14 protein-coding genes and 1 pseudogene are annotated in these 17,154 nt (G+C 72.1%); 8 read left to right on the forward strand and 7 right to left on the reverse strand.

The window, feature by feature from the left end; translation table 11 throughout:
- The first annotated feature begins 18 nt into the window (after nt 1-18).
- The 3 genes from sdhA (at nt 19) to LCE31_RS10490 (ending at nt 3,259) form a co-directional block, all read left to right on the forward strand.
- Nucleotides 19-1,773, forward strand: coding sequence for a succinate dehydrogenase flavoprotein subunit (sdhA, locus tag LCE31_RS10480; RefSeq protein WP_225013896.1), 1,755 nt, complete (start codon nt 19-21; stop codon nt 1,771-1,773).
- On the forward strand, nt 1,773-2,555 hold the full coding sequence (locus LCE31_RS10485) for a succinate dehydrogenase iron-sulfur subunit (protein WP_225013897.1): 783 nt from the start codon (nt 1,773-1,775) through the stop codon (nt 2,553-2,555). Before sdhA ends, LCE31_RS10485 begins: the two co-directional genes overlap by 1 nt.
- A gap of 152 nt (nt 2,556-2,707) precedes the next feature.
- Nucleotides 2,708-3,259 carry a hypothetical protein gene (locus LCE31_RS10490; protein WP_225013898.1) on the forward strand — a complete coding sequence of 184 codons (552 nt, stop codon included), beginning with the start codon at nt 2,708-2,710 and terminating at the stop codon, nt 3,257-3,259.
- Between the two features lie 128 nt (nt 3,260-3,387).
- Here the strand turns inward: LCE31_RS10490 and LCE31_RS10495 are convergent, their stop codons facing one another.
- Entirely contained in the window at nt 3,388-4,644 is a 1,257-nt protein-coding gene (locus LCE31_RS10495; RefSeq protein WP_225013899.1) for a VWA domain-containing protein, read from the reverse strand.
- Between the two features lie 166 nt (nt 4,645-4,810).
- Here LCE31_RS10495 and LCE31_RS10500 point away from each other — a divergent pair, with 166 nt between their 5' ends.
- Both LCE31_RS10500 and LCE31_RS10505 read left to right on the forward strand, forming a co-directional pair.
- Entirely contained in the window at nt 4,811-5,188 is a 378-nt protein-coding gene (locus LCE31_RS10500) for a hypothetical protein (RefSeq protein WP_225013900.1), read from the forward strand.
- Nucleotides 5,189-5,490: 302 nt separating this feature from the next.
- Nucleotides 5,491-6,168 carry a TetR family transcriptional regulator gene (locus LCE31_RS10505; RefSeq protein WP_225013910.1) on the forward strand — a complete coding sequence of 226 codons (678 nt, stop codon included), beginning with the start codon at nt 5,491-5,493 and terminating at the stop codon, nt 6,166-6,168.
- Nucleotides 6,169-6,204: 36 nt separating this feature from the next.
- Here the strand turns inward: LCE31_RS10505 and LCE31_RS10510 are convergent, their stop codons facing one another.
- Both LCE31_RS10510 and LCE31_RS10515 read right to left on the reverse strand, forming a co-directional pair.
- The gene (locus LCE31_RS10510; RefSeq protein WP_225013901.1) at nt 6,205-7,758 is read right to left on the reverse strand and encodes an ABC transporter substrate-binding protein; all 1,554 of its coding nucleotides are present in this window, start codon (nt 7,756-7,758) and stop codon (nt 6,205-6,207) included.
- A gap of 677 nt (nt 7,759-8,435) precedes the next feature.
- A pseudogene (locus LCE31_RS10515) lies at nt 8,436-8,675 on the reverse strand (SCO4848 family membrane protein); the annotation flags it as partial.
- Nucleotides 8,676-8,784: 109 nt separating this feature from the next.
- On the opposite strand from LCE31_RS10515, the gene LCE31_RS10520 reads away from it, so the two are divergent.
- Nucleotides 8,785-10,014 carry a D-alanyl-D-alanine carboxypeptidase family protein gene (locus tag LCE31_RS10520; RefSeq protein ID WP_308042238.1) on the forward strand — a complete coding sequence of 410 codons (1,230 nt, stop codon included), beginning with the start codon at nt 8,785-8,787 and terminating at the stop codon, nt 10,012-10,014.
- A 114-nt stretch (nt 10,015-10,128) separates the two neighbouring features.
- Here LCE31_RS10520 and LCE31_RS10525 read toward each other — a convergent pair whose 3' ends face one another.
- Nucleotides 10,129-11,079 carry a YihY/virulence factor BrkB family protein gene (locus LCE31_RS10525; protein ID WP_225013903.1) on the reverse strand — a complete coding sequence of 317 codons (951 nt, stop codon included), beginning with the start codon at nt 11,077-11,079 and terminating at the stop codon, nt 10,129-10,131.
- Between the two features lie 278 nt (nt 11,080-11,357).
- Between LCE31_RS10525 and LCE31_RS10530 the strand changes: the two genes are divergently transcribed.
- Both LCE31_RS10530 and LCE31_RS10535 read left to right on the forward strand, forming a co-directional pair.
- On the forward strand, nt 11,358-12,905 hold the full coding sequence (locus LCE31_RS10530; protein ID WP_225013904.1) for an FAD-binding protein: 1,548 nt from the start codon (nt 11,358-11,360) through the stop codon (nt 12,903-12,905).
- Between the two features lie 114 nt (nt 12,906-13,019).
- Nucleotides 13,020-13,835, forward strand: coding sequence for an SDR family NAD(P)-dependent oxidoreductase (locus LCE31_RS10535; protein WP_225013905.1), 816 nt, complete (start codon nt 13,020-13,022; stop codon nt 13,833-13,835).
- On the opposite strand, the gene LCE31_RS10540 is transcribed toward LCE31_RS10535, so the two are convergent.
- From LCE31_RS10540 to trpS, 3 genes are all read right to left on the reverse strand, one after another.
- Nucleotides 13,789-15,060 carry a GDSL-type esterase/lipase family protein gene (locus LCE31_RS10540; RefSeq protein ID WP_225013906.1) on the reverse strand — a complete coding sequence of 424 codons (1,272 nt, stop codon included), beginning with the start codon at nt 15,058-15,060 and terminating at the stop codon, nt 13,789-13,791. The two genes, LCE31_RS10535 and LCE31_RS10540, sit on opposite strands and share 47 nt — an antisense overlap.
- Nucleotides 15,061-15,158: 98 nt before the next feature.
- Entirely contained in the window at nt 15,159-15,743 is a 585-nt protein-coding gene (locus tag LCE31_RS10545) for a 2'-5' RNA ligase family protein (protein WP_225013907.1), read from the reverse strand.
- Between the two features lie 307 nt (nt 15,744-16,050).
- Nucleotides 16,051-17,064, reverse strand: a complete 1,014-nt coding sequence (gene trpS, locus LCE31_RS10550; protein ID WP_225013908.1) for a tryptophan--tRNA ligase — start codon at nt 17,062-17,064, stop codon at nt 16,051-16,053.
- Nucleotides 17,065-17,154 lie beyond the last annotated feature (90 nt).

Here is a 17,154-nt window from a genome sequence, read left to right on the forward strand (position 1 = left end):
CCGGGGCTGACGACACCCATGAAGATCCACAAGTACGACACCGTCATCGTCGGCGCCGGCGGCGCCGGGATGCGGGCGGCCATCGAGTCCACCAAGCGCAGCCGGACGGCCGTTCTGACCAAGCTGTACCCGACCAGGTCCCACACCGGCGCGGCGCAGGGCGGCATGGCCGCCGCGCTCGCCAACGTGGAGGACGACAACTGGGAATGGCACACCTTCGACACGATCAAGGGCGGCGACTACCTGGTCGACCAGGACGCCGCCGAGATCCTCGCGAAGGAGGCCATCGACGCCGTCCTCGACCTGGAGAAGATGGGCCTGCCCTTCAACAGGACGCCCGAGGGCAACATCGACCAGCGCCGGTTCGGCGGGCACTCCCGCAACCACGGCGAGGCGCCGGTCCGCCGCTCCTGCTACGCGGCCGACCGCACCGGCCACATGATCCTCCAGACGCTGTACCAGAACTGCGTCAAGGAGGGCGTGGAGTTCTTCAACGAGTTCTACGTCCTGGACCAGATCATGGCCGAGGTCGACGGCGTCAAGAAGTCCGCGGGCGTCGTCGCCTACGAGCTGGCGACCGGCGAGATCCACATCTTCCAGGCGAAGGCCGTGATCTACGCGTCCGGCGGCACCGGCAAGTTCTTCAAGGTCACCTCCAACGCGCACACCCTGACCGGTGACGGCCAGGCGGCCTGCTACCGGCGCGGCCTGCCGCTGGAGGACATGGAGTTCTTCCAGTTCCACCCGACGGGCATCTGGCGCATGGGCATCCTGCTCACGGAGGGCGCCCGCGGTGAGGGCGGCATCCTGCGCAACAAGGACGGCGAGCGCTTCATGGAGAAGTACGCGCCCGTCATGAAGGACCTCGCCTCGCGCGACGTCGTCTCGCGCTCCATCTACACGGAGATCCGCGAGGGCCGCGGCTGCGGTCCGGCCGGCGACCACGTGTACCTGGACCTGACGCACCTGCCGCCGGAGCAGCTGGACGCCAAGCTGCCCGACATCACCGAGTTCGCGCGTACGTACCTCGGCATCGAGCCCTACACGGACCCGATCCCGATCCAGCCGACCGCGCACTACGCCATGGGCGGCATCCCCACCAACGTGACCGGTGAAGTCCTCATCGACAACACCACGGTGGTGCCGGGCCTGTACGCGGCCGGCGAGGTCGCCTGCGTCTCCGTGCACGGCGCCAACCGCCTGGGCACGAACTCGCTGCTCGACATCAACGTCTTCGGCCGCCGCTCCGGCATCGCCGCCGCGGAGTACGCGGCACAGAACGACTTCGTCGAACTGCCGGAGAACCCCGAGACGTTCGTCCTCGGACAGGTCGAGCGGCTGCTCGCCTCCACGGGCAAGGAGCGCGTCTCCGCACTGCGCACCGAGCTCCAGGAGTGCATGGACGCCAACGTGATGGTCTTCCGTACGGAGCAGACCATCAAGACGGCCGTCGAGCGCATCTCCGAACTGCGCGAGCGCTACCAGCACGTGGCCATCCAGGACAAGGGCAAGCGGTTCAACACGGACCTGCTGGAGGCCATCGAGCTGGGCAACCTGCTCGACCTGGCCGAGGTCATGGCCGTGTCGGCGCTGGCCCGCAAGGAGTCCCGCGGCGGTCACTACCGCGAGGACTTCCCCAACCGCGACGATGTGAACTTCATGCGCCACACGATGGCGTACCGCGAGGTCGGCGACGACGGCACCGAGTCCATCCGGCTCGACTACAAGCCGGTCGTCCAGACCCGCTACCAGCCGATGGAGCGTAAGTACTGATGGCTACCCCGACCATGGACCGGCTGGAGGCGGACGCCGCCGCCTCGGACCACCTGCTCACCGTTACCTTCCGGGTCCGCCGCTTCAACCCGGAGGTCTCGGACGAGTCGACCTGGCAGGACTTCCAGCTCGACATCGACCCGAAGGAGCGCGTGCTCGACGGGCTCCACAAGATCAAGTGGGAGCTCGACGGCACCCTGACGTTCCGGCGCTCCTGCGCCCACGGCGTCTGCGGCTCCGACGCGATGCGGATCAACGGCAAGAACCGCCTCGCGTGCAAGACACTGATCAAGGACATCGTCACCCTGGACAAGACGGGCGCGGCCTCGAAGCCGATCCTGATCGAGGCCATAAAGGGCATGGCGGTCCTGAAGGACCTGGTCGTGGACATGGACCCGTTCTTCCAGGCGTACCGCGACGTGATGCCGTTCCTCGTGACCACCGGCAACGAGCCGACGCGCGAGCGGTACCAGTCCGCGGAGGACCGCGAGCGGTTCGACGACACCACCAAGTGCATCCTGTGCGCCGCGTGCACGTCGTCCTGCCCGGTGTTCTGGAACGACGGCCAGTACTTCGGCCCCGCGGCGATCGTCAACGCGCACCGCTTCATCTTCGACTCGCGCGACGAGGCCGGTGAGCAGCGCCTGGAGATCCTCAACGACCGTGACGGCGTGTGGCGTTGCCGTACGACCTTCAACTGCACGGACGCCTGCCCGCGCGGCATCGAGGTCACGAAGGCGATCCAGGAGGTCAAGCGGGCGCTGATCACGCGCCGGTTCTGATCCCGGGGAAGCCCGCGGGAGCAGTCCGCCCGTCCTCGTGTGCATCGCACGCGGGGGCGGGCGTTTTTCTGTGCCAGGATCTTGTCCGACGCGGCAGCAGGACCCGTCGGGCGCAGCACGCGGCGGGGACCGCATGGGGAGGCGGAAGAGACATGAGTGAGTCCAATCCGTACGCGAAAGACCCGGGCGGCGCCGGGACTTACGGGTCGCCGGGAGGGCCGGGAGGGCCCTGGGGCCCGCCGCCGGGACAGCCGCCCGGGTACGGGTACCCGGGCGCCGGACCGGCCCCGTTCGGTCCCGGGTATCCCGGGGCGCCCGAAGGGCCGGGCGCGCAGGGTCCTACGGCGCTCGCGGGAGGTTCGCCGCTGGTGTCGATAGGGGACATAACGGTTCTCAACACCGGTACGATCGTGACGCCTTCCGGCACGCTGCCGCTGCGCGGAGCGGTGTGGAACGCGATGGACCTGTCGCGCACCGAGGAGAAGATCCCGGCGTACGCGATCGTGCTCGCGGTCGTGTTCTTCGTGTTCTGTTTCCTGGGGCTGCTGTTCCTGCTGATGAAGGAGAAGAGCACCACGGGCTTCGTCCAGGTCACGGTGACGAGCGGCGGCAAGCACCACGCGACGATGGTGCCCGCGACGGGTCCCATGACGTTCCAGCACGTGATGGGGCAGATCGGCTACGCGCGCTCGATCAGCGTCTGACCGGGCCCGCGAGGCGGCGCCCGGCAGGGCCCCCGGCGTCGCGGCTCCGGCGTCGCGGCTCCGGAGCCGGGTAACGCTGCGTCGCGGCCCCCGCGTCGTGCGCGTGCGAGGCGGCGGGCCCGTCCGCGTCAGTCGACCACGCCCGAGCGGCGGGCCGCGGCGAGCCAGGCGGGGAAGGCGCACAGCAGGCGGTCGTACAGCTCCGCGTCGGAAGTGCGGGTGATGTCGTCCACGGCGAAGAAGCCCGCGTTGCCGGGGAGTTCGCCGTCCTGCGCGCCGAGACGGGCCAGCACGCCGTAGTCCGCCGCCCGGCCCAGCCCGACGAACTGCCAGAACACCGGTTCGTCCACGCCCTCGGCCAACTGGCGCTCTATCTCGGCGTTGCGGTGCACGCCCCCGGCGGAGACGAAGACGACGAGGGTGGGCACGGCCGCGGGCTCCTGCCTGACGTACGCGCGTACCGCGGCGATGGCCTTGTGCTCCTCGTTGTGCACGCCGACGGAGCGCATGTCGATCTGGCCGGGGCGCAGCCCCCCCCCCCGCCGCCGGGGCCTGCCGAGGAACGCCAGCTGCCCCGCCCGCACATGGAGCCGCAACCACTCCGGCAGAGCGTCGAGCACGCAGTCCGGCAGCCGCGCGGGATGGGAGGCGAAGGTCCACGCCGGCATGCGCCCGCCGGCGAGTACGGCGGCCACGGCGGCCGTGCGCTCGACGATGTCGGCGACGGCGACGTCCAGGTACCGCAGGGCCATGGCACCGGACGCGTCGAGGACGAGGACGACGCGCACGTCCGCTCCGGCCGCACCGTACTTCACGAGGCTCACGGCGACCTGCTCCCGGCGCAGCGCGAGCCTGCGGGCGACCGCGGGCGGCAGGAGCCCGCCGTCGCTCTCCGCGGCGGGAGGCAGGCCCTGGGAGGGCACCCGGGGCTCCCGTGCCCCGGACGGCGGACCGGGCACCGCAGCGTCCGCCGCCGCGCCGGGCGGCTCCTCGGACGGCGCGGCGCGGAAGCACCACCGGCCGTCCGCGCGGAAGAGTTCGCCGCCCCCGCACCGCGTGTCGGGCGGGAGCGCGAGAGAGACGAGTTCGGCGGCGTCCCCGGCGCGCAGCAGCCGCAGCCGCAGGCCGGGCGCGCGGCCCCCGGCCGGCACCGGGAACAGGACGCGTGCCACGTCCACGGGCAGCGTCCGCAGGTCCACCTCGGCCGAGGTCCCCGCCTCCTCGCGCGCGACCACGCCCCCTTCCGTGAGCAGGAGGGCGGCCACCCGGACACCCGGCGCGGGGACGGAAGCGCCCGACGCGCCGTCCCCTCGGGTGAGTTCGGCTCGTACAGCCGTCGCGGCGACCGGCACGGGGGCGCCCTCGGCCAGGAAAGCGGATGCCATGCGGCCAGTGTGCAGCGGGTGAGGCACTCTCCGTAAGCAGGCGTACGCGCAATACGGCGGCCTGTGGAGGCGCCTCGCCGCGATCGGAAGCTTATTGAACGTGTTCAAAAAAGCCGCTACAGTCCAGCTGTCAGGTTTTCGAACGTGTTCAAATGAGGGGGCGGGGATGGATCTCACCGTTGTCGCGTACGTGGTCTACACAGCCGTCAGCGTCGGACTCACCATGTGGGTCGCGAGGACGCTCAGCAGGAACGGCCTGATCTTCCTGGCCGATGTCCTCGGAGGGGACGAGAAGCTCGCGGAGGCCGTGAACCATCTGCTGGTGGTCGGCTTCTACCTGGTCAACCTCGGCTTCATCGCGCTCTATCTGAGGGACTCCGGGGGTGTCGCCGACGTCAGGGAGCTGGTCGAGACGGTCTCGCTGAAGCTCGGCGTCGTCCTGCTCGTCCTCGGCGTGCTGCACCTCGGCAACGTCTATGTACTCGGCAAGATCCGGCGGCGCGGCCTCGCCGAACGCCGGCAGGCCCCCACCCTGATGCCGTGACCACCCCCCGCCGCCCCCCCCCCGGGCCCCCCGCGCCCCCCGCGCACACCGCCCCCCCCCCCCCCCCCCCCCGCGCCCCCCCCCGCGCCCCCCCCCCCCCCCCGGCGCCCCCCGCCGGGGGGGGCCCCGCCCCGGGGGCGGGGGGGGCGGGGGGGGGGCCCGGAAAGGCCGCAGAGGCCGCAGAGGCCGCGGAGGCCGGGGGCGGCACTCGGGAGGCGGCGGGGAGCGCCTCCCGCCCCGCCGGGAGCCGGGCGCGCACCGGGGCCGCGCGAGCCCCCAAGAGCGAGCAGACGCGCACGCTCATCCTGGAGACGGCGCTGCGCCTCTTCCAGGAGCGCGGGTACGACAGGACGACGATGCGCGCCATCGCCAAGGAGGCGGGCGTCTCGGTCGGCAACGCGTACTACTACTTCTCCTCCAAGGAACACCTCGTCCAGGGCTTCTACGACCGGATCGCGGCGGAGCACCAGGAGGCCGTGCGGCCCGTGCTCGACCGGGAGAAGGGCCTTGAGGCGCGCATGGCGGGGGTGCTGAACGTATGGCTCGACATCGCCGCGCCGTACCACGAGTTCGCCGCGCAGTTCTTCAAGAACGCCGCCGATCCGGAGAGTCCGCTCAGCCCGTTCTCCCCGGAGTCGGAGCACGCGCGGCAGGCGGCGATCTCCGTGCACCGGGAGGTGCTGGCCGGCTCCAGGGCGAAGGTCGCGGACGAACTGGCCGACGTGCTGCCGGAGTTGATGTGGCTCTCGCAGATGGGCCTGGTGCTGTACTGGGTCTTCGACCGCTCGGAGGGCAGCGAGCGCAGCCGGCGCCTCGCCGACCGCGGCGCACGGCTGACGGCCCGGGGCGTGGCACTGTTCCGGTTCCGGGCGCTGCGGCCGCTCGTGCGGGAGGTCCACGAACTGTTCACGGACTTCCTGCCGGGAATGGCGGGAGCCGCAGTCGCGCGCAAGCAGCGCGCGGACCGCGGCGATTCCTGAACCCGGCCCCGGGGCGGGGCGACGGGCCCGTGCCCGTCAGATGCGGCCGAGCTCCCACAGGCGCCAGATGCCGGTGCCGTCCGAGAGGTACTGGGAACCGGTGATGCTCTCCGTGCTGAGGACGTAGTCCTTCTTCTGCCACAGCGGCAGCAGCGGCACGTCGTCTGCGACCAGCTTCTGCACCGTCTGGAAGTCGTCGGACGCCTGGCCGCGCTGGCTGTACCTCTGGGTCTGCGTGATCAGGTTGTTGATCTGCGTGTTCGAGAACCCGTTCTGGAACGTGTTGTCGGCGCCCACCAGCGGCGCGACGAAGTTGTCCGGGTCCGGGTAGTCGGGCAGCCAGCCGATCGTGTAGGCGTCGAAGTCACCGGCGGCGTAGCCCTCCTGGAACGCCTTCCACTCCTTGCTGATCACCTTCACCTTGAACAGCCCCGTGGCCTCCAGCTGGCTGCGGATCTCCGCCGCCTCCTGGGACGCGGCCCCGCTCGGCGAGTAGGCCAGCGAGAAGGACACCGGTGTGTGTATCCCCGCGTCCTCCAGCAGGGACTTGGCCTTGCCGACGTCGGGCTTCGGGTAGGTGTCGAAGAACGGGGTGCTGTGCGAGGTGATGCCCTGCGGCACCAGCGAGTACAGCGGCTCGACGGTCGAGTCGTACACGTTCGCGGTGATCTTGCTCCGGTCGATGATCGTGGCGACGGCCCGGCGCACCGCGGTGCTGCCCATCGGCGAGCTCTTGCGGACGTTGAAGACCATGTTGCGGATCTCGGCGCTCGCGGCCTCCGTGACGTGCATGTCGTTGGAGCTCGCGTCGACCTTGGCGACCACGGACGGCGGCATCTGCCGGTGCGTGACGTCGAGCTTCTTGTCCTGCCACGCCTTGTTGAGGTCGTCGGACGTCTTGAAGTACGCCACGTCGACGGGAGAGCCCGCCTTCTCGACGGCACCGTGGTACGAGGGGTTCGGTACGAGCGTCGCGGAGACGCCGGGCCGGTACGCCTTCAGCAGGTACGGCCCCGAGCCCACGGCGGTGTCGCCCGTGCGGAGCTTGCCGGCCGGGTACTGCTTGCTGTCGACGATCGCGCCCGCGCCGGTCGCGAGCTTCGAGGGGAAGGTCGCGTCGGGCGTCTTGAGATGGAACGTCACGGTGCGTCCGCTGGCCTGGACCGTCTTCATCGTGGAGAGCAGCGGCCAGGGCCCCTGGGCGTTCTTGATGTGCAGCACGCGGTTGATGGAGAACGCGACATCGGCGCCGGTCATCTTGTCGCCGTTGGAGAAGGTGATCCCGCTGCGGAGGGTGCAGCTGTACGTCATCAGGTCGGTGCCCACGAACCCGCAGTGCTGCGCGGCGTCGCCGCTCGGGACGGTCGAGCTGGGCTTGAAGGTCAGCAGCGACTGGTAGATGTTGTTGAACAGGGCCCAGGAACCGGCGTCATAGGCACCCGCCGGGTCGAGCGAGCTGACGATGTCGGTCGTGCCGACCGTGATCGGCTTCTCTCCGTCGTCCCCGGACGGGAGGAGCTGCCACCCGCCTACGCCAATGATCGCCAGCACCACACAGGTAACCAGTATTCGGAGACGGATCGACCGCATGTTCGCTGTGCCCCTCGTATTTCACGCCCACCCCGGACCGCGATGGCGCAACCCAATCACACCAGCTTCACAAGTGGAAGTAACGATTGGGGTCACACGGGCGGGAGTCCGGTCAATTGCACGCTCGCCCGCCCGACCCCGGCCGAAACGCACGTCCGTGTCGCCCCGCATCATGCCTCGGGCACGCCGACTCCACAACCGTTACGCCCGCCCCATCGGCACGACGCGCCCCACGGGCGCCGGTCCGGACGGCGCTCCGGCCACGGACCGGCTCCGCCCCGTGACGAGCGCGCACGCTCACAGCGCCTTCACATATTTCGATGCGGGCGTTCCTCGCGCCGCCCGCCGCCGGTGAGTTGGAGGAGCGGGACGGAAGGGGTGGCGTCCTCTGCGGGCGTCGGGCATCGGGCATCGGCGGTAGACCACCGGCTGCCGGCGGCAAGAGCGGCGGACGGCTCGTGGTCTCGCGGCTCGTGGTCTCACGACCCGTGACTTGTGGACCGTGGCGTGTGGCCCGTGCCACTGAAGGATGAATCCCCGTGCCTCTCCGCCGGGGCCCGCTCTGTCCGGTCTCAGGCGGCTCCGCGACCGCCCCGGGAGGCGGGGGCCGCCAGGCCGTCGGGCGAGCCCGGGGCGTCCGCCGCGTCCGGGGCGCCGGAGGTCCCCGGGGCTCCCGTCCGGTCCCCTGCCAGGGCCCGCAGGCCCCGGAACCCGATTACTCCGATCGCCGTCCCCAGGAGAAAGGACGCGATGGCCAGCAGAAGGTGGACCCAGAAGTAGGCGGTCGGGTGGCCGGCGTCGTCGAAGGCGAGGCCGCTCCCGTCCTGCCACAGGTTCTTAGCGAAAGTGATCCAGATGAACCAGCTCCAGACTCCGAAGGCGAGCAGGAACCAGGACACCGGCCGACTGAGCTTCATGACTCCAGTATTGCCGTCCGCGTCCCCACTCCGGCGCCGGGGTCGCGGCGGGTGTTCCTTGTCACCTTCCCTATCGAAACCCGCAGCTTCGCCCTGTACGTTCTCGGTCGTGCCTGCCTTGAAAAAGACCGTGGTGACGGTCCTCTCAGCCGCCCTGCTGCCCGCCCTGGCCGCGTCCCCCGCCCTGGCGGGCGCGAGGGCGGACGCGGCGGGCGCCAAACCGCCCCAGCCGCCCGCCGCCATGTCCCATGTGGGCGGTGCGCGCCTCGGCCTCGCGGGCACCCAGGTCTCCCTGGCGGGCGGCGCTCCCGCGCTGCCGAAGCAGCTGACCGGGCGGTCCTGGATCGTCTCCGACGCGGAGAGCGGCGACGTGCTCGCGGCGCACAACGCGCACTGGCGGCTGCCTCCCGCCTCCACGCTGAAGATGCTGTTCGCGGACACCCTGCTGCCCAAGCTGCCGAGCGGCGAGCAGCACCGGGTCGCCGCCGCCGACCTCCAGGGCATGGGCGCGGGCAGCAGCCTCGTGGGCGTCAAGGAGAACGAGACCTACTCGGTCCGCGACCTGTGGCTCGGCGTCTTCCTGCGCTCGGGCAACGACGCCGTGCACGTCCTGTCCTCGATGAACGGGGGTGTCGCCAACACCGTCAAGGACATGCAGCGGCACGCGGACGACCTCCAGGCGCTGGACACGCACGTCGTCACCCCGGACGGCTACGACAAGGCGGGGCAGGTCTCCAGCGCGTACGACCTCAGCCTGTTCGCCCGCGCCGGGCTCCAGAACAAGGACTTCCGGCAGTACTGCTCCACGGCCACGGCCCAGTTCCCCGGTGACCAGAAGAAGGGCAAGAAGCGGGCGACCTTCCAGATCCAGAACACCGACCGCCTGCTGACGGGCGCCGACGGCATGACGCCGTACCCGGGTCTCGCGGGCGTGAAGAACGGCTACACCACCAACGCGGGCAACACCTACACCGGCGTCGCGCAGCGGGACAAGAACGGCCACGTCATCCTCGTCACCGTCATGAACCCCTCCTCCACGGAGCAGAACGCCGTCTACAAGGAAGCGGCCTCGCTCCTCGACTGGGGCTTCGCGGCCGACGGCAAGGTGACCCCGGTCGGCAAGCTCGTGCCGCCGAAGTCCGCCTCGTCCGACGCCAAGCAGGCGGGCGCCTCGAAGAGCCCCGGAGGAAGCCGTTCCGCGCGGCCTGCCGAGGCGACGGCCCAGAACTCGGCCGGTGTGGGCACCACCGCGCTCGCCATCATCGGCGGCGTCCTGGTCGTGCTCGCCGTCGGCGCCTACTTCGTCAACCGCCGCTGGCCGCGCCGCCCGCGCGCCTGACGCGCGACACGCGCCGCCCGCGCGGGAGCAGCGGCGGCAGCGGGAGCAGCGGGGACCGTGGCGGCAGCGGGAGCAGCGGTGGCGCGGCCCCGCTTCCGCGGGCCGGCCCCGCGCCTAGGCCCCGCCTTCCGCCTCGGCCTCCGCCTCCGCCTCCGCCTTCTCGCGCTCGCGTTCCTCCGCCTCGAGCCGGTTCAGTTCGATCCTGCTCGGCTCGTCCTTGCTCGGCGTCGCCGTCCAGGCCGCGCACACCAGCAGCAGCCTGGCCATGAAGTTGATCCACAGCAGCAGGGCGACGGGCGTGCCGAACGCGCCGTACATCGACTTCCCCGCGACGCTCCTGATGTAGCTGCCGAGCAGCAGCTTGAGTACCTCGAAGCCGACCGAGCCGATCAGCGCCGCCACCATCAGCCGCCGCCGCTGCGGCTTGACGCGCGGGAGCAGCGTCAGCACGTACAGCAGGAGCAGGAAGTCCGCGAGCACCGCCACGAGGAGGGAGCCCGCCTGGAGCAGCACGCCGCCGGCTCCGTTCTCCGGGATGCCGATGTGCCGCGCCGTCCAGCCGATCGCCGTCGAGCCGAAGCCGGAGGCGCCGAGGGAGGCGAGTCCCATCGCGCCGAGGCCGACGAGGACGAGCCCGTCCTTCGCCTTCAGCACGATCGGGTTCTCCTCGGGCTTCTCGTCCATCTCCCAGACGGCCCGCAGGGACTCCCGCATGTTCCCGATCCAGCCGATGCCCGTGAACAGCAGCAGTGCGCCCGCGACCACGCCGACCGTGCCCGCGTTGTTGACGAGGGAGTGGAGGTTCAGCTGGTCGGAGATGCCGGGGACCTGGTTGGAGATGGTCTTCTGGAGGTGATTGAGCTGGCCCTCGCTGAGCAGCACGGCGCCGATCGCGGCGCCCACGGTGATCAGCGGGAACAGTGCGATGAAGCTCAGGAACGTGATGGCGGCGGCGAGCCGCATCCAGTGCACCCGGTCGAGCGTCTCGTACGAGCGCCAGGCGTGCGTCTGCATCAGCCGGGCGACGAACGGGCCGATGACGGGGAGTTTTTTCAGCCAGTCCATGAAGGAGATCTACCCCCGGATCGCGGATGCAGTGGTCACGGTCACGGGGGCCGCCCCGGCGACACGCTCCGGGCCGGCCCCGGGACCGGGACCGGGGCCGGTCCGGGCCGCTCCGGGCCGGTCCGAGCCCGCTCCGGGCCCCCGAGGTGACTCGGTCGACGGCGCACTCGGCAGCCCGTCCGGTGGTCCGCTCGCGTGATCCGCCTGTTTATACGAGTACCGCGACTACCGCATCAAACTGCGCATTACGGTCACTTTGGGGCTATACCGTCGCCCCTATGGCTGCCGAGACCTCTGACGCATCCGCCGCATCCGACGACGCGCCCGACGGCGGACCGCGTCCGTCAGGTCCGCTCGACTCCGACCTCGAAACCGGCCCCGAACCCGGCGACGACTCCGGCCCGGGCTCCGGCCTCGACTTCGACTTCGGGTCGCTGACCGGGCGCGGCAGGACCCCCCCCACCACCGCACTGCTGGCCCGCCCCCGCTCGCCCGAGGAGGTCGCGGCGGCCGTGCGCGCGGGTGGCGCACCCGGCGGGCGCGGTTGTGTGGCGCGCGGCCTCGGGCTCGCGCACGGCGACGCGGCACGCAACGCGGGCGGCACCGTCATCGACCTGACGGGCCTGGACCGCGTCCGCGCCGTCGACGCCGACGCGGGGGTCGTCCTGTGCGACGCGGGGGTACGGCTGCGGCGACTGGCCCAGACACTGCTGCCGCTCGGCTGGTCCCTTCCCCTGCTCCCCGCACGGCCGGCGCCCGCCGGGTCCGGCGGGGCGACCGTCGGCGGCGCGCTCGCGGCCGACCTGCACGGCGGCGACCACCGCGTCTCGGGGTCGTTCGCCCGGCACGTCGCCTCGTTCGAGCTGCTGACCGCCGACGGCGGTGTCCGTACGGTTGTCCCCGGCACGCCGCTGTTCGACGCCACGGCCGGCGGGCTCGGCCTCACGGGCGTGATCCTGTCCGTCGCGGTACGGCTGCGCCGCGTCGACACCGCCCTGCTGGCCGTCGACACCGAGCGCGTGTCCTGCCTGGACGACCTGCTCTCCCGCCTCGCGTCGACCGGCCGCAGATACCGGTCGTCCACCGCCTGGCTCGACCTGCTGGCGCCCGGCCCCGCCCTCGGGCGCGGGGTGCTGACCCGCGCGCTCCACGTACCGCTCGACGCGCTCCCCGCGCGTGCCCGCGGACACCACAGGGCGTACCCGGGGTTCGTCGCAGGCTCCGTGCCGCCCGCTCTGGCCCTGCGCGCCTCGCGACTGCCCGTGGTGCCCGCCGGGCTGGTGCCGGACGGGCTGCTGGGCACCGGGGCCGTACGGGCCCTGAACACCCTGCGGTTCCGCGCGGCGCCGCAGCGCAGGACCCGGGGGCTGCGCCCGCTGACCCGGCCGCCCGCCCCGCTGCCCCGGCTGGACCGCGCGTACGGCCGCAGCGGTTTCGTACGGTACGAGTGCGCCGTCGGCCTCGGCCACGAGGACGCGCTCCACCGGATCGCGCGGGCCGTGGCGCGCCGGGGCGTCCCCGTGCCCTCTGCGACGCTCCAGCGCCTCGGCGACCCGGGCAGCGGCCTGCTGTCCTTCCCCCTGCCCGGCTGGGCCCTCGCGCTCGACATCCCCGCGAGCGCGAAGGGCCTCGGCCGCTTCCTCGACGAGCTGGACGAGGAGGGCGCGCGCAAGGGCGGGCGCGTCGCCCTCGCCCAGGACGCCCGTATGCGGCCCGAGCTGCTTGCGGTGATGTATCCCCGCCTCGACCGCTTCCGGGCGCTGCGGGCGGAGTTCGACCCTGGCGGGACCTTCACGTCCGACCTGGCACGCCGCCTCGCGCTCTGACCACGGGCCCATCGCCCCTTCCCCTCCGTCCCCTCCATCCTCTCCCTCCCCTCCGTCCTCTCCTTTCTTCCGCCCCGCTTCCCGTCCTCGCCCCGAGGAGTCAGGAGTTCTCCCATGAAGGACGCATTCGGCGCCCCGCAGTCCGTGCTGGTCCTCGGCGGCACCTCGGCCATCGGGCTGGCCACCGTCCGCAGGCTCGTCGCGCGCCGCACCCGCTCGGTGTGGCTGGCCGGGCGGCCCTCGCCCGCGCTCGACGCGGCGGCGGCGGACCTGCGCGCGCTGCGCTGCGGCGGTGTCCGGGTGCGCACGGTCGCCTTCGACGCGCTCGACCCGGCCTCCCACGAGGAGGCGCTCGGCAAGGTCTTCGCCGAGGGCGACATCGACCTGGTGCTGCTCGCCTTCGGCATCACCGGTGACCAGGAGCACGACGAGGCCGCCCCGCTGTCCGCCGTCCGGGTCGCGGAGACCAACTACACGGGGGCGCTCTCGGCGGCCCTGGTGTGCGCGGGCGCGATGCAGGGGCAGGGGCACGGCGCGCTGGTGGTGCTGTCCTCCGTGGCGGGCGAGCGGGCCCGCCGCGCCGACTTCATCTACGGTTCGAGCAAGGCCGGGCTCGACACGTTCACGCAGGGCCTGCGGGACGCGATGGACGGCACGGGCGTGCAGGTCATGACCGTACGGCCGGGGGACGTACGCGGGCCGGCGGCCACCGCGCCCGGCGACGCGCGGGGAGACGGGCAGCGGCGGGAGAGCGCTCCGCGTCCGCCGCGCGGGACGCCGTCGACCACGCCCGAGGAGGTGGCGAAGGCGATCGAGCTGGGGCTGCGCCGCCGCTCCGGCACGGTGTACGTGCCCGAGCGGCTGCGCCTGGTGGCGGGAGCGCTCAGGCTCCTGCCGGCCCCGCTGTACCGGGCTGTGCTGGCGGACTGACCGCGCCAGGGGCGCCCGGCGCCGCGAACCGTCCGCCGGGGCCGAAGGCCAGCCGGGCGAAGCGCTCGCCGATGCGCTGGTGCGCGGCGGCGTCCGGGTGGAGTTCGTCGGGCAGCGGAAGCTCCGCGAAGTCGGCCTCGCCGTAGAGGTCGCGGCCGTCGAGGTAGCCGAGCCGGGGGTCGTCGGCGGCGCGCTGCCGCACGATGCGGGAGAGCTCGTCGCGGATCACGTTGAGGGTCAGCTTGCCCGCGGTGCGCTCGGCCGGGTCGCCCGCCGCGCGAAACCGCAGGTTCCCGGTGCTCAGACCGCTGAAGTCCGGCACGCTCGGGCCCGGGGTGTCCTCGTGGATGGGGCAGTAGAGCGCCGAGACGACCAGCAGCGGTGTGTCGGGGTGCCCCTCGCGGACGGCGTCGAGGAAGCCGTGCACGGCCGGGCCGAACGCGCGCAGCCGCATCAGGTCGGCGTTGACCACGTTGATCCCGATCTTGACGCTGATCAGGTCCGCGGGCGTGTCCCGCAGGGCGCGGGCCGTGAACGGGTCGAGCAGCGCGCCGCCGCCGAATCCGAGGTTGAGCAGTTCGGCGCCGCCGAGGGACGCGGCCAAGGCGGGCCAGGTCGTGGTGGGGCTCGCGGCGTTGGAGCCGTGGCTGATCGAGCTGCCGTGGTGGAGCCACACCGGACGCTCCCCCGGCTCCACCGGCTCGACGGGCGCGTCGGTGCGCAGCGCGACGAGCTGGGTGGCCTCGTTGTACGGCAGCCAGATCTCGACGTCCTTCACCCGGTCGGGCAGGCCCGCGAACCGTACGGTGCCGACCGGGCCCGGCCGCGTCTCGGCGGTCCCGGCCGTCATGTCGATCATCAGGACGTTGCCGCCCGGCGCGCTCGCCCGGCCGGCCGGGCGGCGGTCCACCAGCAGGTCGTAGACGCCGTCGGGGCGGGGCGGGACGCCCGCGTACTCCGTCTTGGTGCGCAGCGCGTCCAGTTCGACGGCGGTGGCGCGGGTGCGGAACACCAGCCGCACGCCGGAGGGCTGGGCCTCCGCCATGGCCAGCTGCCCGTCGGTGTTCTGCGCGCGGGCCGGGGCGGGCAGCCGGTGCGGGAGCAGGCCGTGCTCGGTGCGCTCCAGGTCGAGCGCGCCGCGCAGGAGGTCCGCGGTGACGGGCGTGGTGATCCAGTCCTCCGGCCCGTCGGAGGGGCCGGGCGTGGGGTCTTGCGGATGATTCATGATCCCAGCATGTCAAGGGGCGAGGGGCGCGCACCCGCTTTTCCGGCGCACCCGCCTTTCGGGTTTTCCGGCGGTCCGGCGCGGAAGCCGCCCGGACGCTACCGGCGGACCGGGGCGCGGCGGTGCGGCGCGCTCTGGGGAGGCACGCCGTGCGTCTCGGTCCCGCCGAACGCGTACTCGCGCAGCTTGCGCCAGATCTCGTCCTCGCCCTGCTCGTAGAGGGCGAACGAGGTGCAGGCCCACGCCGCCTCGAACTCCGACAGCTCCTCGTACGCCCGGTCCATCGCCTCCTCGGCGATGCCGTGCGCGACGGTCACATGCGGGTGGTACGGGAACTGGAGCTCGCGTACGAGCGGACCCGACGCGCCCCGCACCCGCTTCTGCAGCCAGGTGCAGGCCGAGCCGCCCTCCACGACCTGGACGAAGACGACCGGCGACAGCGGCCGGAACGTGCCGGTGCCGGACAGCCGCATCGGGAACGGCCGGCCCGCCGCGGCCACGGCTGCCAGGTGCGCCTCCACCACGGGCAGCGCCCCGGCCTCCACCACGGTGGGCGGCAGAAGGGTCACGTGTGTGGGGATGCCCTGTGCGGCGGGGTCCCCGAAGCTCGCGCGCTGCCGCTGGAGCAGGCTGCCGTACGGCTCCGGGACCGCGATCGAAACGCCGAGCGTTACGGTCCCCACATCGATCTCCTCGCTTTCGGCTGTTCGTCCGGACTTGTCGGTCCCCGGCCGGGCCGCCCGCCAGTGTGACTCTCGTACGGGCTTCCTGACCAGTGTCCGTGATCGCCGGACGTTTCGGTGCATGGCGGGCGCTGACCGGCCGGTGCCGGGGTGTCCGGTACGCCCGTTCAGGGCTGCCGGGCGCCGCCGGATACGCCGAATGCCGTCCGGCCGGGTGCCGGTTCTCCTCCGGCACCGGTTGATATACCCGCTCGGGCGCCGGCTCGCGCCTCCGGCGCCCGATCGGACCGTCCGGCCGAACGCCGCCTCAGTGCTTGGCGGGCAGGAAGCCGATCCTGTCGTAGGCCGCCGCGAGCGTCTCCGCGGCGACGGCCCTGGCCTTCTCCGCGCCGGCCGCGAGGATGGAGTCCAGGGTCTCCGGGTCCTCCAGATAGGCCTGCGTCCGCTCCTTGAAGGGTGTGACGAATTCGACCATGACGTCCGCGAGATCGGTCTTGAGCGCCCCGTACCCCTTGCCGGCGTAGCGGGCCTCCAGGTCGGCGATGGATGTGCCGGTCAGCGTGGAGAAGATGGTCAGCAGATTGCTCACGCCCGGCTTGTTCCGCGCGTCGAAGACGATCTCCGAGCCGGTGTCGGTGACCGCGCTCCTCACCTTTTTGGCGGTGGCCCTGGGCTCGTCCAGGAGGTTGATGAGGCCCTTGGGCGTGGACGCCGACTTGCTCATCTTCGCCGAGGGGTCCTGGAGGTCGTAGATCTTCGCCGTCTCCTTGACGATGTGCGGCGAGGGGACGGTGAAGGTGTGCCCGAAGCGGCTGTTGAACCGCTCGGCGAGGTCCCGGGTCAGCTCGATGTGCTGGCGCTGGTCCTCACCCACCGGGACGGAGTCCGCCTGGTACAGCAGGATGTCGGCGACCTGGAGGATCGGGTAGGTGAAGAGGCCGACGGTGGTGCGGTCGGCGCCCTGCTTGGCGGACTTGTCCTTGAACTGCGTCATCCGGGAGGCCTCGCCGAACCCTGTGACGCAGTTCATGACCCAGCCGAGCTGTGCGTGCTCGGGGACGTGGCTCTGCACGAAGAGCGTGCACCGCTGCGGGTCGAGCCCGGCGGCGAGCAGCTGCGCGGCGGCGAGCCGGGTGTTCTGCCGCAGGGCCCCCGGGTCCTGCGGCACCGTGATGGCGTGCAGGTCCACGACCATGTAGAAGGCGTCGTGGGACTCCTGGAGGGCGACGTACTGGCGGACGGCGCCGAGGTAGTTGCCGAGGTGGAAGGAGCCGGCGGTGGGCTGGATTCCGGACAGGGCGCGAGGACGGTCTGAGGCCATGCGGCCATTCTCTCAGGTACGGCTCTTGGGCCGAACGCGTGAGGCCGCGTGAGGCTGTGTGACGCCGCCCGGCCCCGCCCCTCCAGTCCC

Source organism: Streptomyces sp. 8L, assembly GCF_020176795.1.
Taxonomy (GTDB): Bacteria; Actinomycetota; Actinomycetes; order Streptomycetales; family Streptomycetaceae; genus Streptomyces.